The sequence below is a fragment of the Acinetobacter sp. TSRC1-2 genome, from assembly GCF_049895885.1.
Lineage (GTDB): Bacteria > Pseudomonadota > Gammaproteobacteria > Pseudomonadales > Moraxellaceae > Acinetobacter.
Genome location: NZ_JAFCTF010000023.1, coordinates 1 through 20,085, shown reverse-complemented (window position 1 = coordinate 20,085; position 20,085 = coordinate 1). Strand labels below are relative to the sequence as shown.

General features: G+C 32.1%; 21 protein-coding genes. 11 read left to right on the top strand and 10 right to left on the bottom strand.

Going from position 1 to position 20,085, the window contains the following annotated elements:
- Positions 1 to 144: 144 nt before the first annotated feature.
- The gene (nadS, locus tag ACP69Y_RS16175; RefSeq protein WP_425919455.1) at positions 145 to 417 is read right to left on the bottom strand and encodes a NadS family protein; all 273 of its coding nucleotides are present in this window, start codon (positions 415 to 417) and stop codon (positions 145 to 147) included.
- Positions 410 to 730, bottom strand: coding sequence for a type II toxin-antitoxin system RelE/ParE family toxin (locus ACP69Y_RS16170; protein ID WP_016807108.1), 321 nt, complete (start codon positions 728 to 730; stop codon positions 410 to 412). Before ACP69Y_RS16170 ends, nadS (ACP69Y_RS16175) begins: the two co-directional genes overlap by 8 nt.
- Positions 731 to 950: 220 nt before the next feature.
- On the opposite strand from ACP69Y_RS16170, the gene ACP69Y_RS16165 reads away from it, so the two are divergent.
- Positions 951 to 2,042 (top strand): AAA family ATPase, encoded by a 1,092-nt coding sequence (locus tag ACP69Y_RS16165; protein ID WP_425919454.1) that lies wholly within the window; start codon positions 951 to 953, stop codon positions 2,040 to 2,042.
- Positions 2,032 to 3,039: a hypothetical protein gene (locus ACP69Y_RS16160; protein WP_425919453.1), complete on the top strand. Its 1,008-nt coding sequence runs from the start codon at positions 2,032 to 2,034 to the stop codon at positions 3,037 to 3,039. Before ACP69Y_RS16165 ends, ACP69Y_RS16160 begins: the two co-directional genes overlap by 11 nt.
- 631 nt (positions 3,040 to 3,670) lie before the next feature.
- Here ACP69Y_RS16160 and ACP69Y_RS16155 read toward each other — a convergent pair.
- Positions 3,671 to 3,916, bottom strand: a complete 246-nt coding sequence (locus ACP69Y_RS16155) for a helix-turn-helix domain-containing protein (RefSeq protein ID WP_006582672.1) — start codon at positions 3,914 to 3,916, stop codon at positions 3,671 to 3,673.
- 152 nt (positions 3,917 to 4,068) lie between these two features.
- On the opposite strand from ACP69Y_RS16155, the gene ACP69Y_RS16150 reads away from it, so the two are divergent.
- Complete coding sequence (locus ACP69Y_RS16150) at positions 4,069 to 4,311, top strand: hypothetical protein (protein ID WP_425919452.1); 243 nt, start codon at positions 4,069 to 4,071, stop codon at positions 4,309 to 4,311.
- Between the two features lie 108 nt (positions 4,312 to 4,419).
- Here the strand turns inward: ACP69Y_RS16150 and ACP69Y_RS16145 are convergent, their stop codons facing one another.
- Positions 4,420 to 5,382 carry a MobA/MobL family protein gene (locus tag ACP69Y_RS16145; protein WP_425919451.1) on the bottom strand — a complete coding sequence of 321 codons (963 nt, stop codon included), beginning with the start codon at positions 5,380 to 5,382 and terminating at the stop codon, positions 4,420 to 4,422.
- A gap of 223 nt (positions 5,383 to 5,605) precedes the next feature.
- Between ACP69Y_RS16145 and ACP69Y_RS16140 the strand changes: the two genes are divergently transcribed.
- The 4 genes from ACP69Y_RS16140 to ACP69Y_RS16125 all read left to right on the top strand — a co-directional run bounded on the left by ACP69Y_RS16140 (position 5,606) and on the right by ACP69Y_RS16125 (position 9,511).
- Positions 5,606 to 6,364 (top strand): hypothetical protein, encoded by a 759-nt coding sequence (locus ACP69Y_RS16140; RefSeq protein ID WP_425919449.1) that lies wholly within the window; start codon positions 5,606 to 5,608, stop codon positions 6,362 to 6,364.
- 892 nt (positions 6,365 to 7,256) lie between these two features.
- A complete protein-coding gene (gene repM / locus ACP69Y_RS16135) occupies positions 7,257 to 8,192 on the top strand; it encodes a replication initiation protein RepM (RefSeq protein ID WP_425919461.1) in 936 nt (311 codons plus the stop codon).
- 78 nt (positions 8,193 to 8,270) lie between these two features.
- Complete coding sequence (locus ACP69Y_RS16130) at positions 8,271 to 8,789, top strand: plasmid replication DNA-binding protein (RefSeq protein WP_425919460.1); 519 nt, start codon at positions 8,271 to 8,273, stop codon at positions 8,787 to 8,789.
- A gap of 206 nt (positions 8,790 to 8,995) precedes the next feature.
- A complete protein-coding gene (locus ACP69Y_RS16125; RefSeq protein WP_425919459.1) occupies positions 8,996 to 9,511 on the top strand; it encodes a hypothetical protein in 516 nt (171 codons plus the stop codon).
- A 22-nt stretch (positions 9,512 to 9,533) separates the two neighbouring features.
- On the opposite strand, the gene ACP69Y_RS16120 is transcribed toward ACP69Y_RS16125, so the two are convergent.
- From ACP69Y_RS16120 to ACP69Y_RS16105, 4 genes are all read right to left on the bottom strand, one after another.
- The gene (locus tag ACP69Y_RS16120; RefSeq protein WP_425919458.1) at positions 9,534 to 10,247 is read right to left on the bottom strand and encodes a hypothetical protein; all 714 of its coding nucleotides are present in this window, start codon (positions 10,245 to 10,247) and stop codon (positions 9,534 to 9,536) included.
- A 1-nt stretch (position 10,248) separates the two neighbouring features.
- Positions 10,249 to 12,315 carry a DEAD/DEAH box helicase gene (locus ACP69Y_RS16115; RefSeq protein WP_425919457.1) on the bottom strand — a complete coding sequence of 689 codons (2,067 nt, stop codon included), beginning with the start codon at positions 12,313 to 12,315 and terminating at the stop codon, positions 10,249 to 10,251.
- A 932-nt stretch (positions 12,316 to 13,247) separates the two neighbouring features.
- Positions 13,248 to 13,520 carry a NadS family protein gene (gene nadS / locus ACP69Y_RS16110; protein ID WP_425919455.1) on the bottom strand — a complete coding sequence of 91 codons (273 nt, stop codon included), beginning with the start codon at positions 13,518 to 13,520 and terminating at the stop codon, positions 13,248 to 13,250.
- The gene (locus ACP69Y_RS16105; protein ID WP_016807108.1) at positions 13,513 to 13,833 is read right to left on the bottom strand and encodes a type II toxin-antitoxin system RelE/ParE family toxin; all 321 of its coding nucleotides are present in this window, start codon (positions 13,831 to 13,833) and stop codon (positions 13,513 to 13,515) included. The genes nadS (ACP69Y_RS16110) and ACP69Y_RS16105 overlap by 8 nt, the downstream gene beginning before the upstream one ends.
- Before the next feature lie 220 nt (positions 13,834 to 14,053).
- On the opposite strand from ACP69Y_RS16105, the gene ACP69Y_RS16100 reads away from it, so the two are divergent.
- Both ACP69Y_RS16100 and ACP69Y_RS16095 read left to right on the top strand, forming a co-directional pair.
- Positions 14,054 to 15,145: an AAA family ATPase gene (locus ACP69Y_RS16100; protein WP_425919454.1), complete on the top strand. Its 1,092-nt coding sequence runs from the start codon at positions 14,054 to 14,056 to the stop codon at positions 15,143 to 15,145.
- Complete coding sequence (locus ACP69Y_RS16095) at positions 15,135 to 16,142, top strand: hypothetical protein (protein ID WP_425919453.1); 1,008 nt, start codon at positions 15,135 to 15,137, stop codon at positions 16,140 to 16,142. The genes ACP69Y_RS16100 and ACP69Y_RS16095 overlap by 11 nt, the downstream gene beginning before the upstream one ends.
- A gap of 631 nt (positions 16,143 to 16,773) precedes the next feature.
- Here ACP69Y_RS16095 and ACP69Y_RS16090 read toward each other — a convergent pair.
- Complete coding sequence (locus tag ACP69Y_RS16090; RefSeq protein WP_006582672.1) at positions 16,774 to 17,019, bottom strand: helix-turn-helix domain-containing protein; 246 nt, start codon at positions 17,017 to 17,019, stop codon at positions 16,774 to 16,776.
- A 152-nt stretch (positions 17,020 to 17,171) separates the two neighbouring features.
- On the opposite strand from ACP69Y_RS16090, the gene ACP69Y_RS16085 reads away from it, so the two are divergent.
- The gene (locus ACP69Y_RS16085) at positions 17,172 to 17,414 is read left to right on the top strand and encodes a hypothetical protein (protein ID WP_425919452.1); all 243 of its coding nucleotides are present in this window, start codon (positions 17,172 to 17,174) and stop codon (positions 17,412 to 17,414) included.
- 108 nt (positions 17,415 to 17,522) lie between these two features.
- Here ACP69Y_RS16085 and ACP69Y_RS16080 read toward each other — a convergent pair whose 3' ends face one another.
- Positions 17,523 to 18,485, bottom strand: coding sequence for a MobA/MobL family protein (locus tag ACP69Y_RS16080; protein WP_425919451.1), 963 nt, complete (start codon positions 18,483 to 18,485; stop codon positions 17,523 to 17,525).
- A gap of 223 nt (positions 18,486 to 18,708) precedes the next feature.
- Here ACP69Y_RS16080 and ACP69Y_RS16075 point away from each other — a divergent pair, with 223 nt between their 5' ends.
- The gene (locus ACP69Y_RS16075) at positions 18,709 to 19,467 is read left to right on the top strand and encodes a hypothetical protein (protein ID WP_425919449.1); all 759 of its coding nucleotides are present in this window, start codon (positions 18,709 to 18,711) and stop codon (positions 19,465 to 19,467) included.
- Positions 19,468 to 20,085: the final 618 nt, after the last annotated feature.

Genomic DNA, 20,085 nt, shown 5'->3' with positions numbered 1-20,085 from the left:
TACATCAGGAACAGGATGTTCCAGAACGTAAAAAGGAATTTTATGTTCTAACGCAAGGAATGTGAGGTACAACAGGACGTCGTACCAAGAACGGAATACGAAAAACCCCGACAGGATGTTGGGGTTTTTTATTATCTAAACTTCTTAAATTAAAGTTGGATGAGCATCTAGAATACGAATTAAAGTCGCTGCAGGACCAGTTGGATAGCGACGGCCTTGTTCCCAGTTTTGGAGGGTTCTCGCGCTGATATGCAAACGTGCAGCAAACTCTGCCTGGGTTAAGCCAGTTTTCTCACGTACCTCTTTAATATCCGGTAACTCAAGCTCTGTGACTCGACTTGTCTTTATCTCATTACGTTTGATAGCCCCAGCTTCTTTAATTGAAGCAACCAGGTCATCAAATAAGTTGTTATCCATGAAATTGCTCCTTCACTAATTGACGCAAGATCGAGGTTTCTTTATCTGTCAGATTATCTTTTACAGACTTTGGATAAGCCACTAGGAAAAAGATCTGATCATCCTCTGTGACCCAATAATAGATCACACGGATACCGCCACTTTTACCCTTATTGCCTTGAGCACAGCGTACTTTACGAATTCCGCCACCATTCTTGATTAAGTCGCCTCTATCAGGCTGTACCAAGAGATCTTGCTGGAGCTGACGATACTCTTCATCACTCACAAGCTCTTTGATTTGCTTGGTAAAGATACTGGTTTCAATGAATAACATAGGTTAAAGTACGTCAATGGCGTATAATAATTTTAGCAGTTTTAGAATAAAAAAACGAGAGTGGTAGGCTCTCATTTCGTATAATCCGTACTATATTAATGTAGGGGAACTTAGCACTAAATAAGCATAAAAAATATTAAGTTGCTACTCATATAGAAACCATATCAGAAATCAGCTAAAATCTTCATCACATTCTTAATTATCAAAATTTAGTTAATTCATGCAATTACATATTTCCAAAATACATATCTCCAACTTTTTAGGAGAGTCTGATTTAAATTGGAATTTAAATCAGATTAATGTATTAGTTGGACAGAATGGTAGTGGGAAATCTACATTATTAAAACTAATACAATCAACAATAGAAAATAATTTAATAGAAGAATCATGGTTATGCAATGCATGTAATATCTCTTTTAATGAAGAGATTGAGTCTAGTTCTTATTTCATTGGTATAAAAGAATCTCCATTATCTAAGTTAGATATTAATGATGAAGATGTTATTGATCAAATTATTAAAAAACTAGAAATATCAAATCCACTAATAAATAAAGGAAATTCTTTTAATTTAGTAGAAATGTTTGTTGATAAAGATGCTAAAAAAAAATTAGCAAAGGAAATACTATCGACAGTTGTAAGTGAAAGTAAAAATAAAGTTGAAGTACTAAATGGTCCATTTTCTATTGAAAAAAATAGAAAATTAGATCGAATTTTCCATACAAAATTTTCTACTGAAATCAGAGAAAAACATCCTGAATTATTTATCAATAAAAAAGATAAGTTAAATCTAAATGTGGAATTTTTCTCAACTGTTAATATGAATGCAAACTCAATTAATAAAGTTAATTTAAGTGATGGAAAAACATCAACTATTTTAGATATAGAGATTCATGAAGAAATAAATACAATAAGAAATCATAGCAAATCAAAAATCTTGAAAGAAAAGTTGGTTAGAACCTTGAATATATTTTTCAAGGAAACAAATAAAATTGTAAAATTTGATAACAACTTAATTATTGAAAAATCTTGCGGTGAGGTTTTAAAACTAAAAGATCTTTCAAGCGGTGAACGCCAAATAATATATATTTTTCTAAAGGTAGTTAATGCTTCAGTTAAAAAATCAATTTTATTAATGGATGAACCAGAAATTTCTTTACATATGTCTTGGCAAGAAAAATTAATTGGTGAAATATTAGAAATAAATCCAAATCAGCAGATTATTATCGTAACACATAGTCCAGCAATCGTTATGAACGGTTGGATGGATTCTTATAAAGACATCAAAGAAATTTTAATACCATATGAGCAATAGTTTTAAAGAAATCATTAATTCTCCTTTTTTTTTAAAAGCTTATGGGTTTAATTCAAAAGGGGTATGCTTTGTTGAAGATGAAAGTGATATTCCTTTTTGGGATTTTTTGCTTAGTAAACACTTACCTAAAAAATTTGATATTAAAGCTGCTAGCTCCACAAAAAACCCTCATGCTAGAGGGAAAAAAGTATTATTAGATAAAATTCCAAGTCTATCTAATGACCATATCATAGCAATAGATAGTGATTTCGATTATTTATTTAAAACGAAAAATAATCTATTATTAGATAATAAATATATCCTCCATACATTTTTTTATAGCAGAGAAAGTTTATTATATAGATATGAAAGATTAGATTTAATATCTAATTGTATTAAATATAATATAGATCATAAATTCAAACCAAGTGATTTTTTAATAGTTTTTTCTTCAAAATGCTATGATGCAATTATTAATATATCATATCTAGTTGAAACTGAAATTATTAATTATTCAGATTTAAATATTAAAATCAACCAAGCTATTAATATAAACAAAAAGAAAAGTCATATTAAATTTGATAATTTTTCAATAGTGAATTCTATTTTTGATATTATTGATTCAAATATCAAAAATAGTCTATTAGATTATGAGCACTTGTTATTACCAGAAAAAATAGAAGAATTTAAATTAGAAAAAGAAAAGCTGGGATTATATAAAAATAATGCTTATCAATATATAAATGGTCACATTTTAGAAGAATATATTGATTCAATTTTTAAATATTTTATAGATCACTTAGTAAAAAATGAATCCTTAAGAATTGTTAGTGAATCACAAGCTGTTATTGAAAAAAATAGAAGGAAACATATTAAACAACAAACGGCTAAAATGGAAAATCATTTAAAAGATAGATGTAATTATTTAACATTAATTAATAACTTACTATCAGAAGATTTCTCTAATCCATGTTATGAACGAATTGTAGAAAAAATTTTAAATCTTGAAATGGCTTAATTTAAGAAATGAATATTTAACATAAAATCTCTTATGCGAAGTCAAAAAAGCGCGGATCTAGTGTCCGCGCTTCATATGATTTATACAATGGAAAGTGTAGTGAATTGGATAAGAAAAGCGTAACCCTCTAATTCTTTATTTACTTCTTTGATATTTTTTTTCTAACAAAGAATTAGAGAGTTAAATTTACTGCTGCCCTTCTCTATCTATATTTGTTTATTGTTATTCTGAGCCTGATTAAACCACTTATTGATTAAATACTCACCATCAAAAATTAGAATATCATCACTAACTTGTAAGTTAGTGTGACTAAAATCACATATTATTTAAACTTACAAATCATCAAAACGGACTTGGACTGTCATAGTCATTAATAGACCACTGATTTTGCAAGGTAAAGCTTTTTTTATGTCACGTATAAATCTAAGACTTGCTTTAAACGTACCTAAATCAATGTTCCACGGCTTCTAAAACATTGATTTTAGGTTGCGGATACAGACAGATGTAACGTTACTTTAGGGTGTACTCCAAGTTTACATAATGTCTCTTATGTAAAGCGCCTATATAAGCTTCGATTTCACTGTAGTATCCTCTGATCAACAATAGCCCAAAGAATCAAACGTAGTTTTTTCTATTTAGATTGACTTTCTATACGTGCTTTCTCATATGCCTGTACTTTTTCCAGGATAGGATAAAAATCAAATCCTTCGTCCTTCATCGTTGAGATAAGCGATACGATCACAGCTAAATGAGAGGGTACAAATCCAACTTTATTATAATTAGTAATAGAATTAGGTCTCATTCCGAGTAATTCAGCAAATTCTTTAATTGAAAGACCCGCTTTACCGATAAGTCTATGGAATTCTTCGTAAGGCATGAGATTCAAATTTAACAAATAATAAAGTACGAGTATAACATAGGCTATTTTTTACATAAAATGCTAAAAAACACATAAAAATATGTTTACAACACATATTTTTATGTGTTTAACTATCCATATCAAGCCTATGCTTAGTATCGGAATTTTTTATGAATTACTTCACTCAACCTCAAATTTTTATCTCAGTAAAAGCCAAAAAACTAGGATTACAGTTAATCCAGGAGCTTTATATTCAACGCAGTACGCGTTTGGCTTTTTATCTAGATGTGAATCCCTCTTTTGATGGGCATGAGGCTGTTTTATTTTGGACTGAACATTATTTAGCAGAATACCCAGACGCAAATTTTTCAGATATTCAGCAGCAATTTATGCGCTTTGTTCCACAATGCTAAAATTTTTATTTAATAACTGTGCTTATTCTCATTTCAGCAACGAAACTAAAAATGCAGCAATAGGCATTTTGATTTCAATACTTTGAATAAAACTATTCTTGTATGGAATTACCAAAAATCAGGCCCATTCTCATAATCTTTAGATTGTTCTGGATTATGTTCAAGTCGTTTTTTTCGTGCTAGCTGGCTTTGTTTATTTAGTTCTTGTTCATAGTACGGTTTATATAACTCATGATAATTTTCAGCACGTATGCGATTAATTTCGGCAGCCATTTCCTGCTTTTTAGCAAAAAGTTCTGGTTCATCTTCTTGAGCAAAACGCACGGCCTTGTTCATCAACGGCACATCTTGCAACTGAGTACCGTACTTCTTATTGTAGTCCTTGTTAGACAAACAGCTGACCAAACTTGGCACTTCAACTGGAATGCCTCGAATTTCCACTATTTTCATCGGCGCGTAGCGCTCTAGGCTGTCATTAATCAGCTCTTCTGTTTTCTGCCGGTATAACTGTAACTGTGCCTTGCCCATGCCTAAAACATCTGCTGTTAATTTCTGGGCCCCTCCTTTCTGGGGATCCTGGGCGTTATATCGCTTAAAGAACTGTTCAGCAGTACGTTCAATGCCGTCTACATGGCGTTCACTGTACATAAAGTGCAAATGCGGCTGCTCTTGACCCGCCAAAGCACCAGCATGATTGTGAATAACACAGGTAAAGGGATAGCGATAACGATCAGCAAACTCTACAACAAATGCCTCGGCCAATTCAATCCGCTGCGCCTGATTCAATTCTTTCGGAAAAGCCACCACTAAACTGGAACAGGTTCGCCCATTACTACGTTCATAAATATCTGCGGCTCCCCAGAATTCCGCCGGCTTTCCTTTAGCAAAATTCGGCATATTTCCCGACCTCACGAACTCCATTTGCTCTGACGCACTTTCTTTATAATTTTTGAAATGCAAAGTTCGGGTAAGATAATGAAATCGGTTTTTTGCGGTGGGAGCATTTTTTACTTTTCCCGATCGGGTTTTAATGGCTTTTTTTGCTGTGTGTTCCAGATTGCAATAGAACATTTTTCTACCTTAAATTTATGGTGTCTCGCAGAGCCTGCGGAGCACGAGGAGAAGTGTTTCTAATTCGATATGATTGCGTAGTAATTATATCGAATTAGAAACACGGAAACGAGCTTAAATATTTAAATAAATGTTCCCACATTTATTTAAATATTTTCCCGTGACGCATATGCTAAGCTAAACCCATCAGAATTACGCCTATTTTTGAACGGAGCATCATTTGATGGCCACACGAGGAAGACCTGCAAAAGTCCTGTCCATACAAGACCTGACAGAATTAGAAAAATTTCTCACGAATTTGGACTACCTAAAGAAAAATCAGAAGCAGGCAACCTCACTCCTTCATAGCAAAGAATTTTATGAACTAGATGAAAAAGATCTCAGCTTTTTAAAAGTAGTCCACCGTGAAAAAATTCAGTTTGAACAAAGGCAGTCGTTGATCGCACAAATCCAACTTAAACAAAGAAACCAACAACACCTTTTGGCCAATGAAATAGAAATTTTGCAGCTACTTGAAAAAGACCAAGACCAAGACACATTCTTCCGCCTCGATCGAGCATTAGAGTCTTACCAAAAAATAGAAAAAGCGGCTCTAGACAACCGGATCCGTTTAGAGAATGAACATAAACGCGATATTTTGAATAAAACCAACAAAGAGCTCACTGAAGCCCAAAAGAAACGCAATGCGGAGAATCAACTTAAATACGCATTGGGGGGCATAGTCTTATCGATTTGGAAAAATTTCAAATTTGAGATTAGTCCAAATAATTTAAAAAGTATTGAATCTAGAATTAACAACAGTCTTCTTTATCATACAAAGATACGAAAGAGTGCCCTTTATCAGGAAGCCTTCGCAATGACACAAGACCACCTAAAAGCCTCAAAACTATTCTTTCTTGCACTAGAGAAACTGCCAACCTTCAACATGAATCAAGAAGAGTTTCATAAGGCACTGCTAAAAAAGGTGTATAAACCGCAATAAGCGCTCATTTAAACGCAATTTAGATTTAAACCATAGGAATCTCAGTCTTAAAGTTAATCAGCGCTAAAAACGCAGTTCATGGGCTTCTAGCATTGATAGCAATAAAAATCATATTTATGCTTTTGATACTCAATAGGTATTAAAAGAGCGAGTGTCTACGAGCGATCCACTTAAATTCGCGCCTAGACTCCCCGAAAAACCGTTTTTTAGTCTATGAAGTCTAAAAGAACATAGATCAAATGCAGAAGATGGACTCTAGATCGAGCGTAGCGAGTGAAAAAGCTTTATGAGCGGAGCGAATTCTGAGTTGCTTTTGATCTTGCTTTTTTTTTCTTAAATTCATAACCAGATGAGCCAAAAAATTGCCCCGACGAATCGAGCGAAAGCGAGATTCAATAGAGTTTGAGCCTAGCGAAAACCAAGGGCAATTTTTTCTTTGCCAGGGCTTTTAATTATTTTTAATGTTTTTAATGTTTTTAATCACTCTACAAACCTTTATTTTAGGGCTTTATAGGAAATATATGAATAGGTTTATCGACCTATATGAATAGGTTTATCGACCCATATGAATAGGTTTATCGACCCATATGAATAGGTTTATCGACCCATATGAATAGGTTTATCGACCCATATGAATAGGTTTATCGACCTTCTAATCCCTTTCAATTATATGTACCAATTACATGAGTTAATCCCTTTAAATCACATGTATCAACTGTATGAATTGATACTTTTCAATCATACATACCAACTGTATGAATAGGTTTATAGATCCAACTAAAACAATCTAAATCAATGAGATAAATTATTTTTTATTAAAATAGCCGAGTGTGTTGAATAGGCTATTTAAATAGGCTATTCTATCAACTAGTTTTAAAATTAATTATTAGAAATGAAAACAGAAGTCGTAAAAGATAATGCTCTTGTCCAAGCGAGCTATACATTAGACACAGTCGAACAACGTCTCATTCTTTTAGCGATTGCTGAAGCAAGAGAAACAGGACATGGAATCACAGAAAATAGTTTGTTAGAGATTCACGCAAATAGCTATATCAATACCTTTAATGTAGAAAAGCATACTGCATATACAGTGCTGAGAAATGCTTCTAAAAGCTTATTTGATCGTTATGTTACTTATCATGATGTTAATCCTAAAACAGGAAAAGATCGAAGCTTCCACTGCCGCTGGGTTGATAAAATTGGATATGAACAACAATCTGGAATCATTTATCTACGTTTTACTCAAGAAATTGTTCCCTTAATTACGCGACTTGAAGAGAATTTCACCAAATATGAGTTACAGCAAGTCGCAAAACTAACTAGCGCTTATGCTATTAGACTATACGAATTACTCATTCAGTGGCGATCCACTGGCAAAACACCTGTCTTTAATTTAAGTATTTTTCGACAGCAGCTTGGTGTTGAAGAGCATCAATATAAAACTATGAGTAACTTTAAGAGCTATGTTTTAGAGTTTGCATTAGAACAAGTAAATAAATTTACTGATATCACAGCTAAATATCAGCAGCATAAAAAAGGACGCTCTATTTCAGGTTTTTCATTCAGCTTTAAACAGAAGAAATTAACTCATCAGCATATCGAAAGTAAGAGAGATCCAAACACCTTAGATGCTTTCTCAAAAATGACAGGTGCTCAACGTCACTTATTTGCTAATAAACTTTCGGAATTACCTGAAATGGGGAAATACTCTCAGGGTACTGAAAGCTATCCACAGTTTGCTATACGCATTGCAGAGATGCTTCAAGATCCTACTAAATTTCAAGAATTACACCCTTATCTTCAAAAAGTTGGTTTTAAAGCTGCATAAATTATAGGCTTGATCATTTGTCTATTAGACAGTCTAATAGACAACAACTTTTGACAAGATTAGGCATAGTTTTACACCATGAAGAGTCTTTCAGTTCTTGAATTATCGAAGCTTTACAGCATAAATAGACAAACAATTTATAATCATATAAATAAAGGAATTTTAAGTAAAAACTCTGATAACAAAATTGATTTAGCTGAGGCTATTCGAGTATTTGGTGAGCCTATTAGAAAACAGGATGTAAAAGCACCTGTAAAAGTGGACAGTCCAAATTCGGCAGAAGTTTTACTGCTTAGACAGCAGATAGATATACTGAAAAATCAGCTTGATGATGCAAAAGATAGAGAATCGTTCTATCAGAATCAAATTGAAACGATGCAACGCTTATTAGAGGCACCAAAACCTCATATCCCTACGTCTGTCGACCCAGAGCCTAATCAGGCTGAGCAGATAGCAGAGGAAAAAAAACAAGTTATCGCCATTCCGCAGAAAGAATCAGAAGCGAGTGAAAAGAAGCGCATTCTAGTGCCGGAGCACGTTGAACCTGAGCCACCGAAAAGGGGCTTTCTGAGCCGGTTTTTCTTGCCAAATGGTTAAGTGACGTGTTTAGTTGTACTAATTAAAAACGTGGAACTTTGATTAAATATTAGACGTGGAACGTGAAGAATCAACAAAAAAGCCCAGAACGGTATGTTTGGGCTTTTTAAAAAACGGTAAGATTATGATTTAAAAGGGATAAATCAAAGCATTTCGTATAACGTGCATTATGTTAATTTTAGGAAATTTAAATAATGGTATGAAAAATGTCACCAAATATATTCATAGATGACTTTGAAAAAACTGAAAATTCAGATTATTTACATGGAGTTCTTGGACGGAGTCTTATTATTGCAACTAGATTTGACTCCATGTGTACAACTTTATCCCAAGCGATGGATATTAAATTAGGAGCTATTTTTTGTATTCATGAAGAAGGATTTAAGGATTTTGCTCAAAGAGTTATATCTAAATATCGTACTCTTAACACTAGTATTAAGACATTCATACTGCCCGAACAAATAGTTGAAATATTGCATAAAGCCAGAGAATCAAGAAACGAAATTGCTCATTCTTTAACAAAAGGATTAGAAGGCTGTATAGATATGAAAGTTGATAATATGACCCTGATAAATGAGATAAAAAGACTAATAATAAATATTATATATGGTGATATTATCATCTCTATATTGACCAATAGTTTTAATAAAGATCCTATCCCCACTATCCAAGCACTAGAAAATTATAAGAATAGAGTTTTAGAATGGGTTATATCACCATAAGAGAAATATAGTGCTCATATGACTAAGGAGCATGTAGATACATACAATCAGTAGTTATATCAACAATATCTACTATTACTTCAGTAGGTTGCCGTTGTTTAAAACCTAACTTAAATGTTGGATTAGAAGAATAAAAAAAATCTATATGATATTTAGGATGTAGGTGAGGAGTATCTTTCTTAAAATTTGCTAAATCATAATCATATCTAAAGTATCCATCTTCATGGCAGAATAGATTAAAGAGAGTTTTCTCTAATAATTCATCTAATTCTATAAGCTTTTCAGAAGATGGATCATACGTTGATATATCTTCATCAATCTCTTCTAAGTATTGGTATTTTGTTATTAAATCAAGTAAATCATATAAATTATGATTTGAAAAATCGAAAGATTCTAAGATAAATAAAAGAGCATCTAAAATTAAATTATTAATAATTAAGTCAGATACCTCTAATAATCTCAGTATTAGACGATTATTGCTGTCTTCATATGTTGAAAATGGAAAGTGTAAGGAATAAGTTCTATCTGTGTCAGATATGAATATTCTAGACATCTTAGATACTTTAAGAATCAAATAATTTTTTTTAGGATCAATTCTTTGAACTGTATCCTGAGTTATTAAGATCTTGCAACACTTTAACAGAACTTTTAATGTATCCTCTTTATTCCTAATAATTGGTGTAACAATATCCTCTTTATGAATATCTAAAATTTCATAAACTCTAGTATGCTTCATTCTAGTTCTTTAAACCTCTAGAAATTTCAGCTTTAGCAATACCTATAGTTAGGCTATATAGATCATCATATTCATATTCATAAGAATTATTAACACTAACTGCAGCTTTGATCATATGTAATATACGGTCAAAATGTACATCTTGTACTTCTATAGATCGAAGAATATTAATGATTTGATCTTCTAAGGATAAGCCTGTAGCTATCTTAGAAATAGAAGCTTTAATATGGTTTATTTCTACATCTGATGGAATCTTAACGTCAAGAATTCCTTCCACCTTAATAGTTTCCAATCCAGCAACCAACGAAGGATAAATTTCCTGATTTAAATCTTCTGAAAATAATAAATAAGTTTTTATAAATGATCTAGTTAAGATCATATATAAAGCATTACGAATACTTCTACTATCTGAAATTTTAGTAACGTGACAAATAACAAATGGGAACTCTAATCCTTTTACGTGATTTCTTGTACTTAAGAATATTTGATCCGGTTTATCATTTCTGGTGTCATAGGCTTTATTAACTTGTAAGTTAAGTTCTTTTCCAATTTTATATTCTAATTGTGACAATAAATCGAAACTATAGTTATTTGTTTCTGTAGTAATTACAGCAATATCATGAGGTTTAGCTGTAGTATTTTCTTTTAATATTTGGCGAATAACTTGAATAGTATGATCAACTCGAGAAGTTTCTCCAGTGAAGTCATCTTTGCAAGGAATTAATTCAATACTATCAATATTTTTAATATCCTCAAATCTTCTTAAAGGATCTCGAGATAAATGAATTCTATCTCCAACATCCTTAACATTATAACCGCACATTTCCCATTCTTCATGGTTTAGCCATTGTAGTTTTGAGTTTTCAAATAATCCCATCCCTAATCCATGGGCAAACATTAATGTTTTAGGATCTGTTCTATAACATTTACTTAAAAGATAGTCTGGTGCAGTTTGTGCTTTTTCCGAAGAAAAAATATTTTGGAAAATATCCCCAGCAATATAAATAATTTCCTTAGTGACTTTTGCACATAAATCAAAAAAACTTTGAGGAAAATCTTGGCTTTCATCAATTAACATATAATCAAAAGCAAAATCGTCTTGATATTCACTATTTTCTAATTCTTTTAAGGCATATGTACAAGCCAAATTAAAATCCATAACTCCTCTTTGAAAGCTACGGAATTTTAGATTATAGAAATTACATATATATCTATAAGCACCTGAGTGTATATCAGATCCAGCTCCCCAAGCGTTTACACACCATAGTCTCTCATTCCATTGAATCTGCTGCTCCACTTTCATGAAGTCAAAAAACTCAGGAATACGATGTTTCAAACTATGTGCCAAAATTTTATTATGACACGTAAACATAATCCTGCTTTTTTCATGATTCAGATAAAGGTCTTTCAATTTATGTAAGAGTAATTCTGTTTTACCCGTACCTGAAAGACCTTGAATTCTTATAACTGGTTTATCTGTTTTTTGGTAAATAAAACGAGTTTGTTGGCCATCAAAAAGTAATATTTTTTGTTTTACTTTATCTAAAACTGCATCACCAACATCAAGAACTAAGCTATTGATATTATTAATACTTCCAGTTAACAAAGAAATTAATAGCTCAACTTTTCTTTGTTCAACACTACCCTCTAACTTAATATTTTCAAATAAGTTAGTGAAATAATCATCATTTAATGAAGCTTTATCAACTGAATTGATGATACTTACTAAGTTATCCTTCCACTGTCGAGGACGTCCTATCAAGTCTTTATATTTGTATTTTATAGAAATTGCACTTAAATCTTCCATAAAATCATAAACATAATCATTAAAATCATTTAATTCTGATCCTAGATTTATGAAAGTAACTTTATGTTTTGGGGAAAGAATTACTAATCCATGATCAAATGTATACGTATATCGTTCATCTCCTAAAGGAGCATGAATCAGATAGACATTTTTCTTATTTTTTTCAGTATATTGTGCTAAAAGATTACTAAAAAACAATGTATCTACATTTGTTGCATTGCCTAGCTGGTCAAAAAAATAATTAGAAATTGTTATAGACACAAGCTTTTCCGAAAAAGTTAATAAACTAAGTGTCAACTATATAAAAATATATAAATTTTATTTAGTGTTTATTGCGTAAAAACCCTAATTTTTTCTATATACAGACCAATAACTAGGAAATTAAGTTAATTACATACATTTTTTAGTCCTTCATAGGGCTAAACACTTAGCATTTCTTGAATAGCCACCGATTTTGTAGACACTCTTTAGTTAGATAAAATGGCTAATTAACGAGGTTTTTATGAGCAGTAGTAAACTACATCCTGAAGAATCCAAAATGCATTAAGGGAAATTTCTAATGCTAATAATATTCCAAAAATAGCTTTGGTCTCCTCATTCAAAATTGCTTTAAGTAATCTCATTTAGTCTTAAATAAGTATTTAACATAAAATCTCTTATTGGAAACAAACAAAACAAACTAAAAACTGGAATCTTCTACCAAAATTTAAAGCTATTTAACATAATAGAGCTTATACGAAATGCAAAATAAATAGTGTTATATTTCAAAAAGTTATGATATAAGAAATTGGGACGCAAACCCTCAAAAGCCGACTTGGAAACAAGTCGGCTTTTTTTTAAACTGTTTTGAGATATTCCGCCAATAAAATTGATCACTATTCAATCAAATTGAAACTTTTTTCAATGTTCCCGCTCTTCCCAGGGCAGAAAATATCCCCAATTTCCGAGGATAAAGCCGGGATAATTTTTAGCCAACTTTGTAAGCATTTTCTCACATTAATTCCAGTATATGGCTACTAGTTCTAATACCTGAAAGTTCATATGATTAATACATCAGGAACAGGATGTTCCAGAACGTAAAAAGGAATTTTATGTTCTAACGCAAGGAATGTGAGGTACAACAGGACGTCGTACCAAGAACGGAATACGAAAAACCCCGACAGGATGTTGGGGTTTTTTATTATCTAAACTTCTTAAATTAAAGTTGGATGAGCATCTAGAATACGAATTAAAGTCGCTGCAGGACCAGTTGGATAGCGACGGCCTTGTTCCCAGTTTTGGAGGGTTCTCGCGCTGATATGCAAACGTGCAGCAAACTCTGCCTGGGTTAAGCCAGTTTTCTCACGTACCTCTTTAATATCCGGTAACTCAAGCTCTGTGACTCGACTTGTCTTTATCTCATTACGTTTGATAGCCCCAGCTTCTTTAATTGAAGCAACCAGGTCATCAAATAAGTTGTTATCCATGAAATTGCTCCTTCACTAATTGACGCAAGATCGAGGTTTCTTTATCTGTCAGATTATCTTTTACAGACTTTGGATAAGCCACTAGGAAAAAGATCTGATCATCCTCTGTGACCCAATAATAGATCACACGGATACCGCCACTTTTACCCTTATTGCCTTGAGCACAGCGTACTTTACGAATTCCGCCACCATTCTTGATTAAGTCGCCTCTATCAGGCTGTACCAAGAGATCTTGCTGGAGCTGACGATACTCTTCATCACTCACAAGCTCTTTGATTTGCTTGGTAAAGATACTGGTTTCAATGAATAACATAGGTTAAAGTACGTCAATGGCGTATAATAATTTTAGCAGTTTTAGAATAAAAAAACGAGAGTGGTAGGCTCTCATTTCGTATAATCCGTACTATATTAATGTAGGGGAACTTAGCACTAAATAAGCATAAAAAATATTAAGTTGCTACTCATATAGAAACCATATCAGAAATCAGCTAAAATCTTCATCACATTCTTAATTATCAAAATTTAGTTAATTCATGCAATTACATATTTCCAAAATACATATCTCCAACTTTTTAGGAGAGTCTGATTTAAATTGGAATTTAAATCAGATTAATGTATTAGTTGGACAGAATGGTAGTGGGAAATCTACATTATTAAAACTAATACAATCAACAATAGAAAATAATTTAATAGAAGAATCATGGTTATGCAATGCATGTAATATCTCTTTTAATGAAGAGATTGAGTCTAGTTCTTATTTCATTGGTATAAAAGAATCTCCATTATCTAAGTTAGATATTAATGATGAAGATGTTATTGATCAAATTATTAAAAAACTAGAAATATCAAATCCACTAATAAATAAAGGAAATTCTTTTAATTTAGTAGAAATGTTTGTTGATAAAGATGCTAAAAAAAAATTAGCAAAGGAAATACTATCGACAGTTGTAAGTGAAAGTAAAAATAAAGTTGAAGTACTAAATGGTCCATTTTCTATTGAAAAAAATAGAAAATTAGATCGAATTTTCCATACAAAATTTTCTACTGAAATCAGAGAAAAACATCCTGAATTATTTATCAATAAAAAAGATAAGTTAAATCTAAATGTGGAATTTTTCTCAACTGTTAATATGAATGCAAACTCAATTAATAAAGTTAATTTAAGTGATGGAAAAACATCAACTATTTTAGATATAGAGATTCATGAAGAAATAAATACAATAAGAAATCATAGCAAATCAAAAATCTTGAAAGAAAAGTTGGTTAGAACCTTGAATATATTTTTCAAGGAAACAAATAAAATTGTAAAATTTGATAACAACTTAATTATTGAAAAATCTTGCGGTGAGGTTTTAAAACTAAAAGATCTTTCAAGCGGTGAACGCCAAATAATATATATTTTTCTAAAGGTAGTTAATGCTTCAGTTAAAAAATCAATTTTATTAATGGATGAACCAGAAATTTCTTTACATATGTCTTGGCAAGAAAAATTAATTGGTGAAATATTAGAAATAAATCCAAATCAGCAGATTATTATCGTAACACATAGTCCAGCAATCGTTATGAACGGTTGGATGGATTCTTATAAAGACATCAAAGAAATTTTAATACCATATGAGCAATAGTTTTAAAGAAATCATTAATTCTCCTTTTTTTTTAAAAGCTTATGGGTTTAATTCAAAAGGGGTATGCTTTGTTGAAGATGAAAGTGATATTCCTTTTTGGGATTTTTTGCTTAGTAAACACTTACCTAAAAAATTTGATATTAAAGCTGCTAGCTCCACAAAAAACCCTCATGCTAGAGGGAAAAAAGTATTATTAGATAAAATTCCAAGTCTATCTAATGACCATATCATAGCAATAGATAGTGATTTCGATTATTTATTTAAAACGAAAAATAATCTATTATTAGATAATAAATATATCCTCCATACATTTTTTTATAGCAGAGAAAGTTTATTATATAGATATGAAAGATTAGATTTAATATCTAATTGTATTAAATATAATATAGATCATAAATTCAAACCAAGTGATTTTTTAATAGTTTTTTCTTCAAAATGCTATGATGCAATTATTAATATATCATATCTAGTTGAAACTGAAATTATTAATTATTCAGATTTAAATATTAAAATCAACCAAGCTATTAATATAAACAAAAAGAAAAGTCATATTAAATTTGATAATTTTTCAATAGTGAATTCTATTTTTGATATTATTGATTCAAATATCAAAAATAGTCTATTAGATTATGAGCACTTGTTATTACCAGAAAAAATAGAAGAATTTAAATTAGAAAAAGAAAAGCTGGGATTATATAAAAATAATGCTTATCAATATATAAATGGTCACATTTTAGAAGAATATATTGATTCAATTTTTAAATATTTTATAGATCACTTAGTAAAAAATGAATCCTTAAGAATTGTTAGTGAATCACAAGCTGTTATTGAAAAAAATAGAAGGAAACATATTAAACAACAAACGGCTAAAATGGAAAATCATTTAAAAGATAGATGTAATTATTTAACATTAATTAATAACTTACTATCAGAAGATTTCTCTAATCCATGTTATGAACGAATTGTAGAAAAAATTTTAAATCTTGAAATGGCTTAATTTAAGAAATGAATATTTAACATAAAATCTCTTATGCGAAGTCAAAAAAGCGCGGATCTAGTGTCCGCGCTTCATATGATTTATACAATGGAAAGTGTAGTGAATTGGATAAGAAAAGCGTAACCCTCTAATTCTTTATTTACTTCTTTGATATTTTTTTTCTAACAAAGAATTAGAGAGTTAAATTTACTGCTGCCCTTCTCTATCTATATTTGTTTATTGTTATTCTGAGCCTGATTAAACCACTTATTGATTAAATACTCACCATCAAAAATTAGAATATCATCACTAACTTGTAAGTTAGTGTGACTAAAATCACATATTATTTAAACTTACAAATCATCAAAACGGACTTGGACTGTCATAGTCATTAATAGACCACTGATTTTGCAAGGTAAAGCTTTTTTTATGTCACGTATAAATCTAAGACTTGCTTTAAACGTACCTAAATCAATGTTCCACGGCTTCTAAAACATTGATTTTAGGTTGCGGATACAGACAGATGTAACGTTACTTTAGGGTGTACTCCAAGTTTACATAATGTCTCTTATGTAAAGCGCCTATATAAGCTTCGATTTCACTGTAGTATCCTCTGATCAACAATAGCCCAAAGAATCAAACGTAGTTTTTTCTATTTAGATTGACTTTCTATACGTGCTTTCTCATATGCCTGTACTTTTTCCAGGATAGGATAAAAATCAAATCCTTCGTCCTTCATCGTTGAGATAAGCGATACGATCACAGCTAAATGAGAGGGTACAAATCCAACTTTATTATAATTAGTAATAGAATTAGGTCTCATTCCGAGTAATTCAGCAAATTCTTTAATTGAAAGACCCGCTTTACCGATAAGTCTATGGAATTCTTCGTAAGGCATGAGATTCAAATTTAACAAATAATAAAGTACGAGTATAACATAGGCTATTTTTTACATAAAATGCTAAAAAACACATAAAAATATGTTTACAACACATATTTTTATGTGTTTAACTATCCATATCAAGCCTATGCTTAGTATCGGAATTTTTTATGAATTACTTCACTCAACCTCAAATTTTTATCTCAGTAAAAGCCAAAAAACTAGGATTACAGTTAATCCAGGAGCTTTATATTCAACGCAGTACGCGTTTGGCTTTTTATCTAGATGTGAATCCCTCTTTTGATGGGCATGAGGCTGTTTTATTTTGGACTGAACATTATTTAGCAGAATACCCAGACGCAAATTTTTCAGATATTCAGCAGCAATTTATGCGCTTTGTTCCACAATGCTAAAATTTTTATTTAATAACTGTGCTTATTCTCATTTCAGCAACGAAACTAAAAATGCAGCAATAGGCATTTTGATTTCAATACTTTGAATAAAACTATTCTTGTATGGAATTACCAAAAATCAGGCCCATTCTCATAATCTTTAGATTGTTCTGGATTATGTTCAAGTCGTTTTTTTCGTGCTAGCTGGCTTTGTTTATTTAGTTCTTGTTCATAGTACGGTTTATATAACTCATGATAATTTTCAGCACGTATGCGATTAATTTCGGCAGCCATTTCCTGCTTTTTAGCAAAAAGTTCTGGTTCATCTTCTTGAGCAAAACGCACGGCCTTGTTCATCAACGGCACATCTTGCAACTGAGTACCGTACTTCTTATTGTAGTCCTTGTTAGACAAACAGCTGACCAAACTTGGCACTTCAACTGGAATGCCTCGAATTTCCACTATTTTCATCGGCGCGTAGCGCTCTAGGCTGTCATTAATCAGCTCTTCTGTTTTCTGCCGGTATAACTGTAACTGTGCCTTGCCCATGCCTAAAACATCTGCTGTTAATTTCTGGGCCCCTCCTTTCTGGGGATCCTGGGCGTTATATCGCTTAAAGAACTGTTCAGCAGTACGTTCAATGCCGTCTACATGGCGTTCACTGTACATAAAGTGCAAATGCGGCTGCTCTTGACCCGCCAAAGCACCAGCATGATTGTGAATAACACAGGTAAAGGGATAGCGATAACGATCAGCAAACTCTACAACAAATGCCTCGGCCAATTCAATCCGCTGCGCCTGATTCAATTCTTTCGGAAAAGCCACCACTAAACTGGAACAGGTTCGCCCATTACTACGTTCATAAATATCTGCGGCTCCCCAGAATTCCGCCGGCTTTCCTTTAGCAAAATTCGGCATATTTCCCGACCTCACGAACTCCATTTGCTCTGACGCACTTTCTTTATAATTTTTGAAATGCAAAGTTCGGGTAAGATAATGAAATCGGTTTTTTGCGGTGGGAGCATTTTTTACTTTTCCCGATCGGGTTTTAATGGCTTTTTTTGCTGTGTGTTCCAGATTGCAATAGAACATTTTTCTACCTTAAATTTATGGTGTCTCGCAGAGCCTGCGGAGCACGAGGAGAAGTGTTTCTAATTCGATATGATTGCGTAGTAATTATATCGAATTAGAAACACGGAAACGAGCTTAAATATTTAAATAAATGTTCCCACATTTATTTAAATATTTTCCCGTGACGCATATGCTAAGCTAAACCCATCAGAATTACGCCTATTTTTGAACGGAGCATCATTTGATGGCCACACGAGGAAGACCTGCAAAAGTCCTGTCCATACAAGACCTGACAGAATTAGAAAAATTTCTCACGAATTTGGACTACCTAAAGAAAAATCAGAAGCAGGCAACCTCACTCCTTCATAGCAAAGAATTTTATGAACTAGATGAAAAAGATCTCAGCTTTTTAAAAGTAGTCCACCGTGAAAAAATTCAGTTTGAACAAAGGCAGTCGTTGATCGCACAAATCCAACTTAAACAAAGAAACCAACAACACCTTTTGGCCAATGAAATAGAAATTTTGCAGCTACTTGAAAAAGACCAAGACCAAGACACATTCTTCCGCCTCGATCGAGCATTAGAGTCTTACCAAAAAATAGAAAAAGCGGCTCTAGACAACCGGATCCGTTTAGAGAATGAACATAAACGCGATATTTTGAATAAAACCAACAAAGAGCTCACTGAAGCCCAAAAGAAACGCAATGCGGAGAATCAACTTAAATACGCATTGGGGGGCATAGTCTTATCGATTTGGAAAAATTTCAAATTTGAGATTAGTCCAAATAATTTAAAAAGTATTGAATCTAGAATTAACAACAGTCTTCTTTATCATACAAAGATACGAAAGAGTGCCCTTTATCAGGAAGCCTTCGCAATGACACAAGACCACCTAAAAGCCTCAAAACTATTCTTTCTTGCACTAGAGAAACTGCCAACCTTCAACATGAATCAAGAAGAGTTTCATAAGGCACTGCTAAAAAAGGTGTATAAACCGCAATAAGCGCTCATTTAAACGCAATTTAGATTTAAACCATAGGAATCTCAGTCTTAAAGTTAATCAGCGCTAAAAACGCAGTTCATGGGCTTCTAGCATTGATAGCAATAAAAATCATATTTATGCTTTTGATACTCAATAGGTATTAAAAGAGCGAGTGTCTACGAGCGATCCACTTAAATTCGCGCCTAGACTCCCCGAAAAACCGTTTTTTAGTCTATGAAGTCTAAAAGAACATAGATCAAATGCAGAAGATGGACTCTAGATCGAGCGTAGCGAGTGAAAAAGCTTTATGAGCGGAGCGAATTCTGAGTTGCTTTTGATCTTGCTTTTTTTTTCTTAAATTCATAACCAGATGAGCCAAAAAATTGCCCCGACGAATCGAGCGAAAGCGAGATTCAATAGAGTTTGAGCCTAGCGAAAACCAAGGGCAATTTTTTCTTTGCCAGGGCTTTTAATTATTTTTAATGTTTTTAATGTTTTTAATCACTCTACAAACCTTTATTTTAGGGCTTTATAGGAAATATATGAATAGGTTTATCGACCTATATGAATAGGTTTATCGACCCATATGAATAGGTTTATCGACCCATATGAATAGGTTTATCGACCCATATGAATAGG

Coding starts and splice junctions, on each gene's coding strand:
- ACP69Y_RS16170 (WP_016807108.1), bottom strand. CDS start 730: ATGTTATTCATTGAAACCAGTATCTTTACCAAGCAAATCAAAGAGCTT.
- ACP69Y_RS16130 (WP_425919460.1), top strand. CDS start 8,271: ATGAAGAGTCTTTCAGTTCTTGAATTATCGAAGCTTTACAGCATAAAT.
- ACP69Y_RS16085 (WP_425919452.1), top strand. CDS start 17,172: ATGAATTACTTCACTCAACCTCAAATTTTTATCTCAGTAAAAGCCAAA.
- repM (WP_425919461.1), top strand. CDS start 7,257: ATGAAAACAGAAGTCGTAAAAGATAATGCTCTTGTCCAAGCGAGCTAT.
- ACP69Y_RS16160 (WP_425919453.1), top strand. CDS start 2,032: ATGAGCAATAGTTTTAAAGAAATCATTAATTCTCCTTTTTTTTTAAAA.
- ACP69Y_RS16150 (WP_425919452.1), top strand. CDS start 4,069: ATGAATTACTTCACTCAACCTCAAATTTTTATCTCAGTAAAAGCCAAA.
- ACP69Y_RS16080 (WP_425919451.1), bottom strand. CDS start 18,485: ATGTTCTATTGCAATCTGGAACACACAGCAAAAAAAGCCATTAAAACC.
- ACP69Y_RS16105 (WP_016807108.1), bottom strand. CDS start 13,833: ATGTTATTCATTGAAACCAGTATCTTTACCAAGCAAATCAAAGAGCTT.
- ACP69Y_RS16090 (WP_006582672.1), bottom strand. CDS start 17,019: ATGCCTTACGAAGAATTCCATAGACTTATCGGTAAAGCGGGTCTTTCA.
- ACP69Y_RS16120 (WP_425919458.1), bottom strand. CDS start 10,247: ATGAAGCATACTAGAGTTTATGAAATTTTAGATATTCATAAAGAGGAT.
- nadS (WP_425919455.1), bottom strand. CDS start 13,520: ATGGATAACAACTTATTTGATGACCTGGTTGCTTCAATTAAAGAAGCT.
- ACP69Y_RS16140 (WP_425919449.1), top strand. CDS start 5,606: ATGGCCACACGAGGAAGACCTGCAAAAGTCCTGTCCATACAAGACCTG.
- ACP69Y_RS16100 (WP_425919454.1), top strand. CDS start 14,054: ATGCAATTACATATTTCCAAAATACATATCTCCAACTTTTTAGGAGAG.
- ACP69Y_RS16075 (WP_425919449.1), top strand. CDS start 18,709: ATGGCCACACGAGGAAGACCTGCAAAAGTCCTGTCCATACAAGACCTG.
- ACP69Y_RS16155 (WP_006582672.1), bottom strand. CDS start 3,916: ATGCCTTACGAAGAATTCCATAGACTTATCGGTAAAGCGGGTCTTTCA.
- ACP69Y_RS16165 (WP_425919454.1), top strand. CDS start 951: ATGCAATTACATATTTCCAAAATACATATCTCCAACTTTTTAGGAGAG.
- ACP69Y_RS16095 (WP_425919453.1), top strand. CDS start 15,135: ATGAGCAATAGTTTTAAAGAAATCATTAATTCTCCTTTTTTTTTAAAA.
- ACP69Y_RS16125 (WP_425919459.1), top strand. CDS start 8,996: ATGTCACCAAATATATTCATAGATGACTTTGAAAAAACTGAAAATTCA.
- ACP69Y_RS16145 (WP_425919451.1), bottom strand. CDS start 5,382: ATGTTCTATTGCAATCTGGAACACACAGCAAAAAAAGCCATTAAAACC.
- nadS (WP_425919455.1), bottom strand. CDS start 417: ATGGATAACAACTTATTTGATGACCTGGTTGCTTCAATTAAAGAAGCT.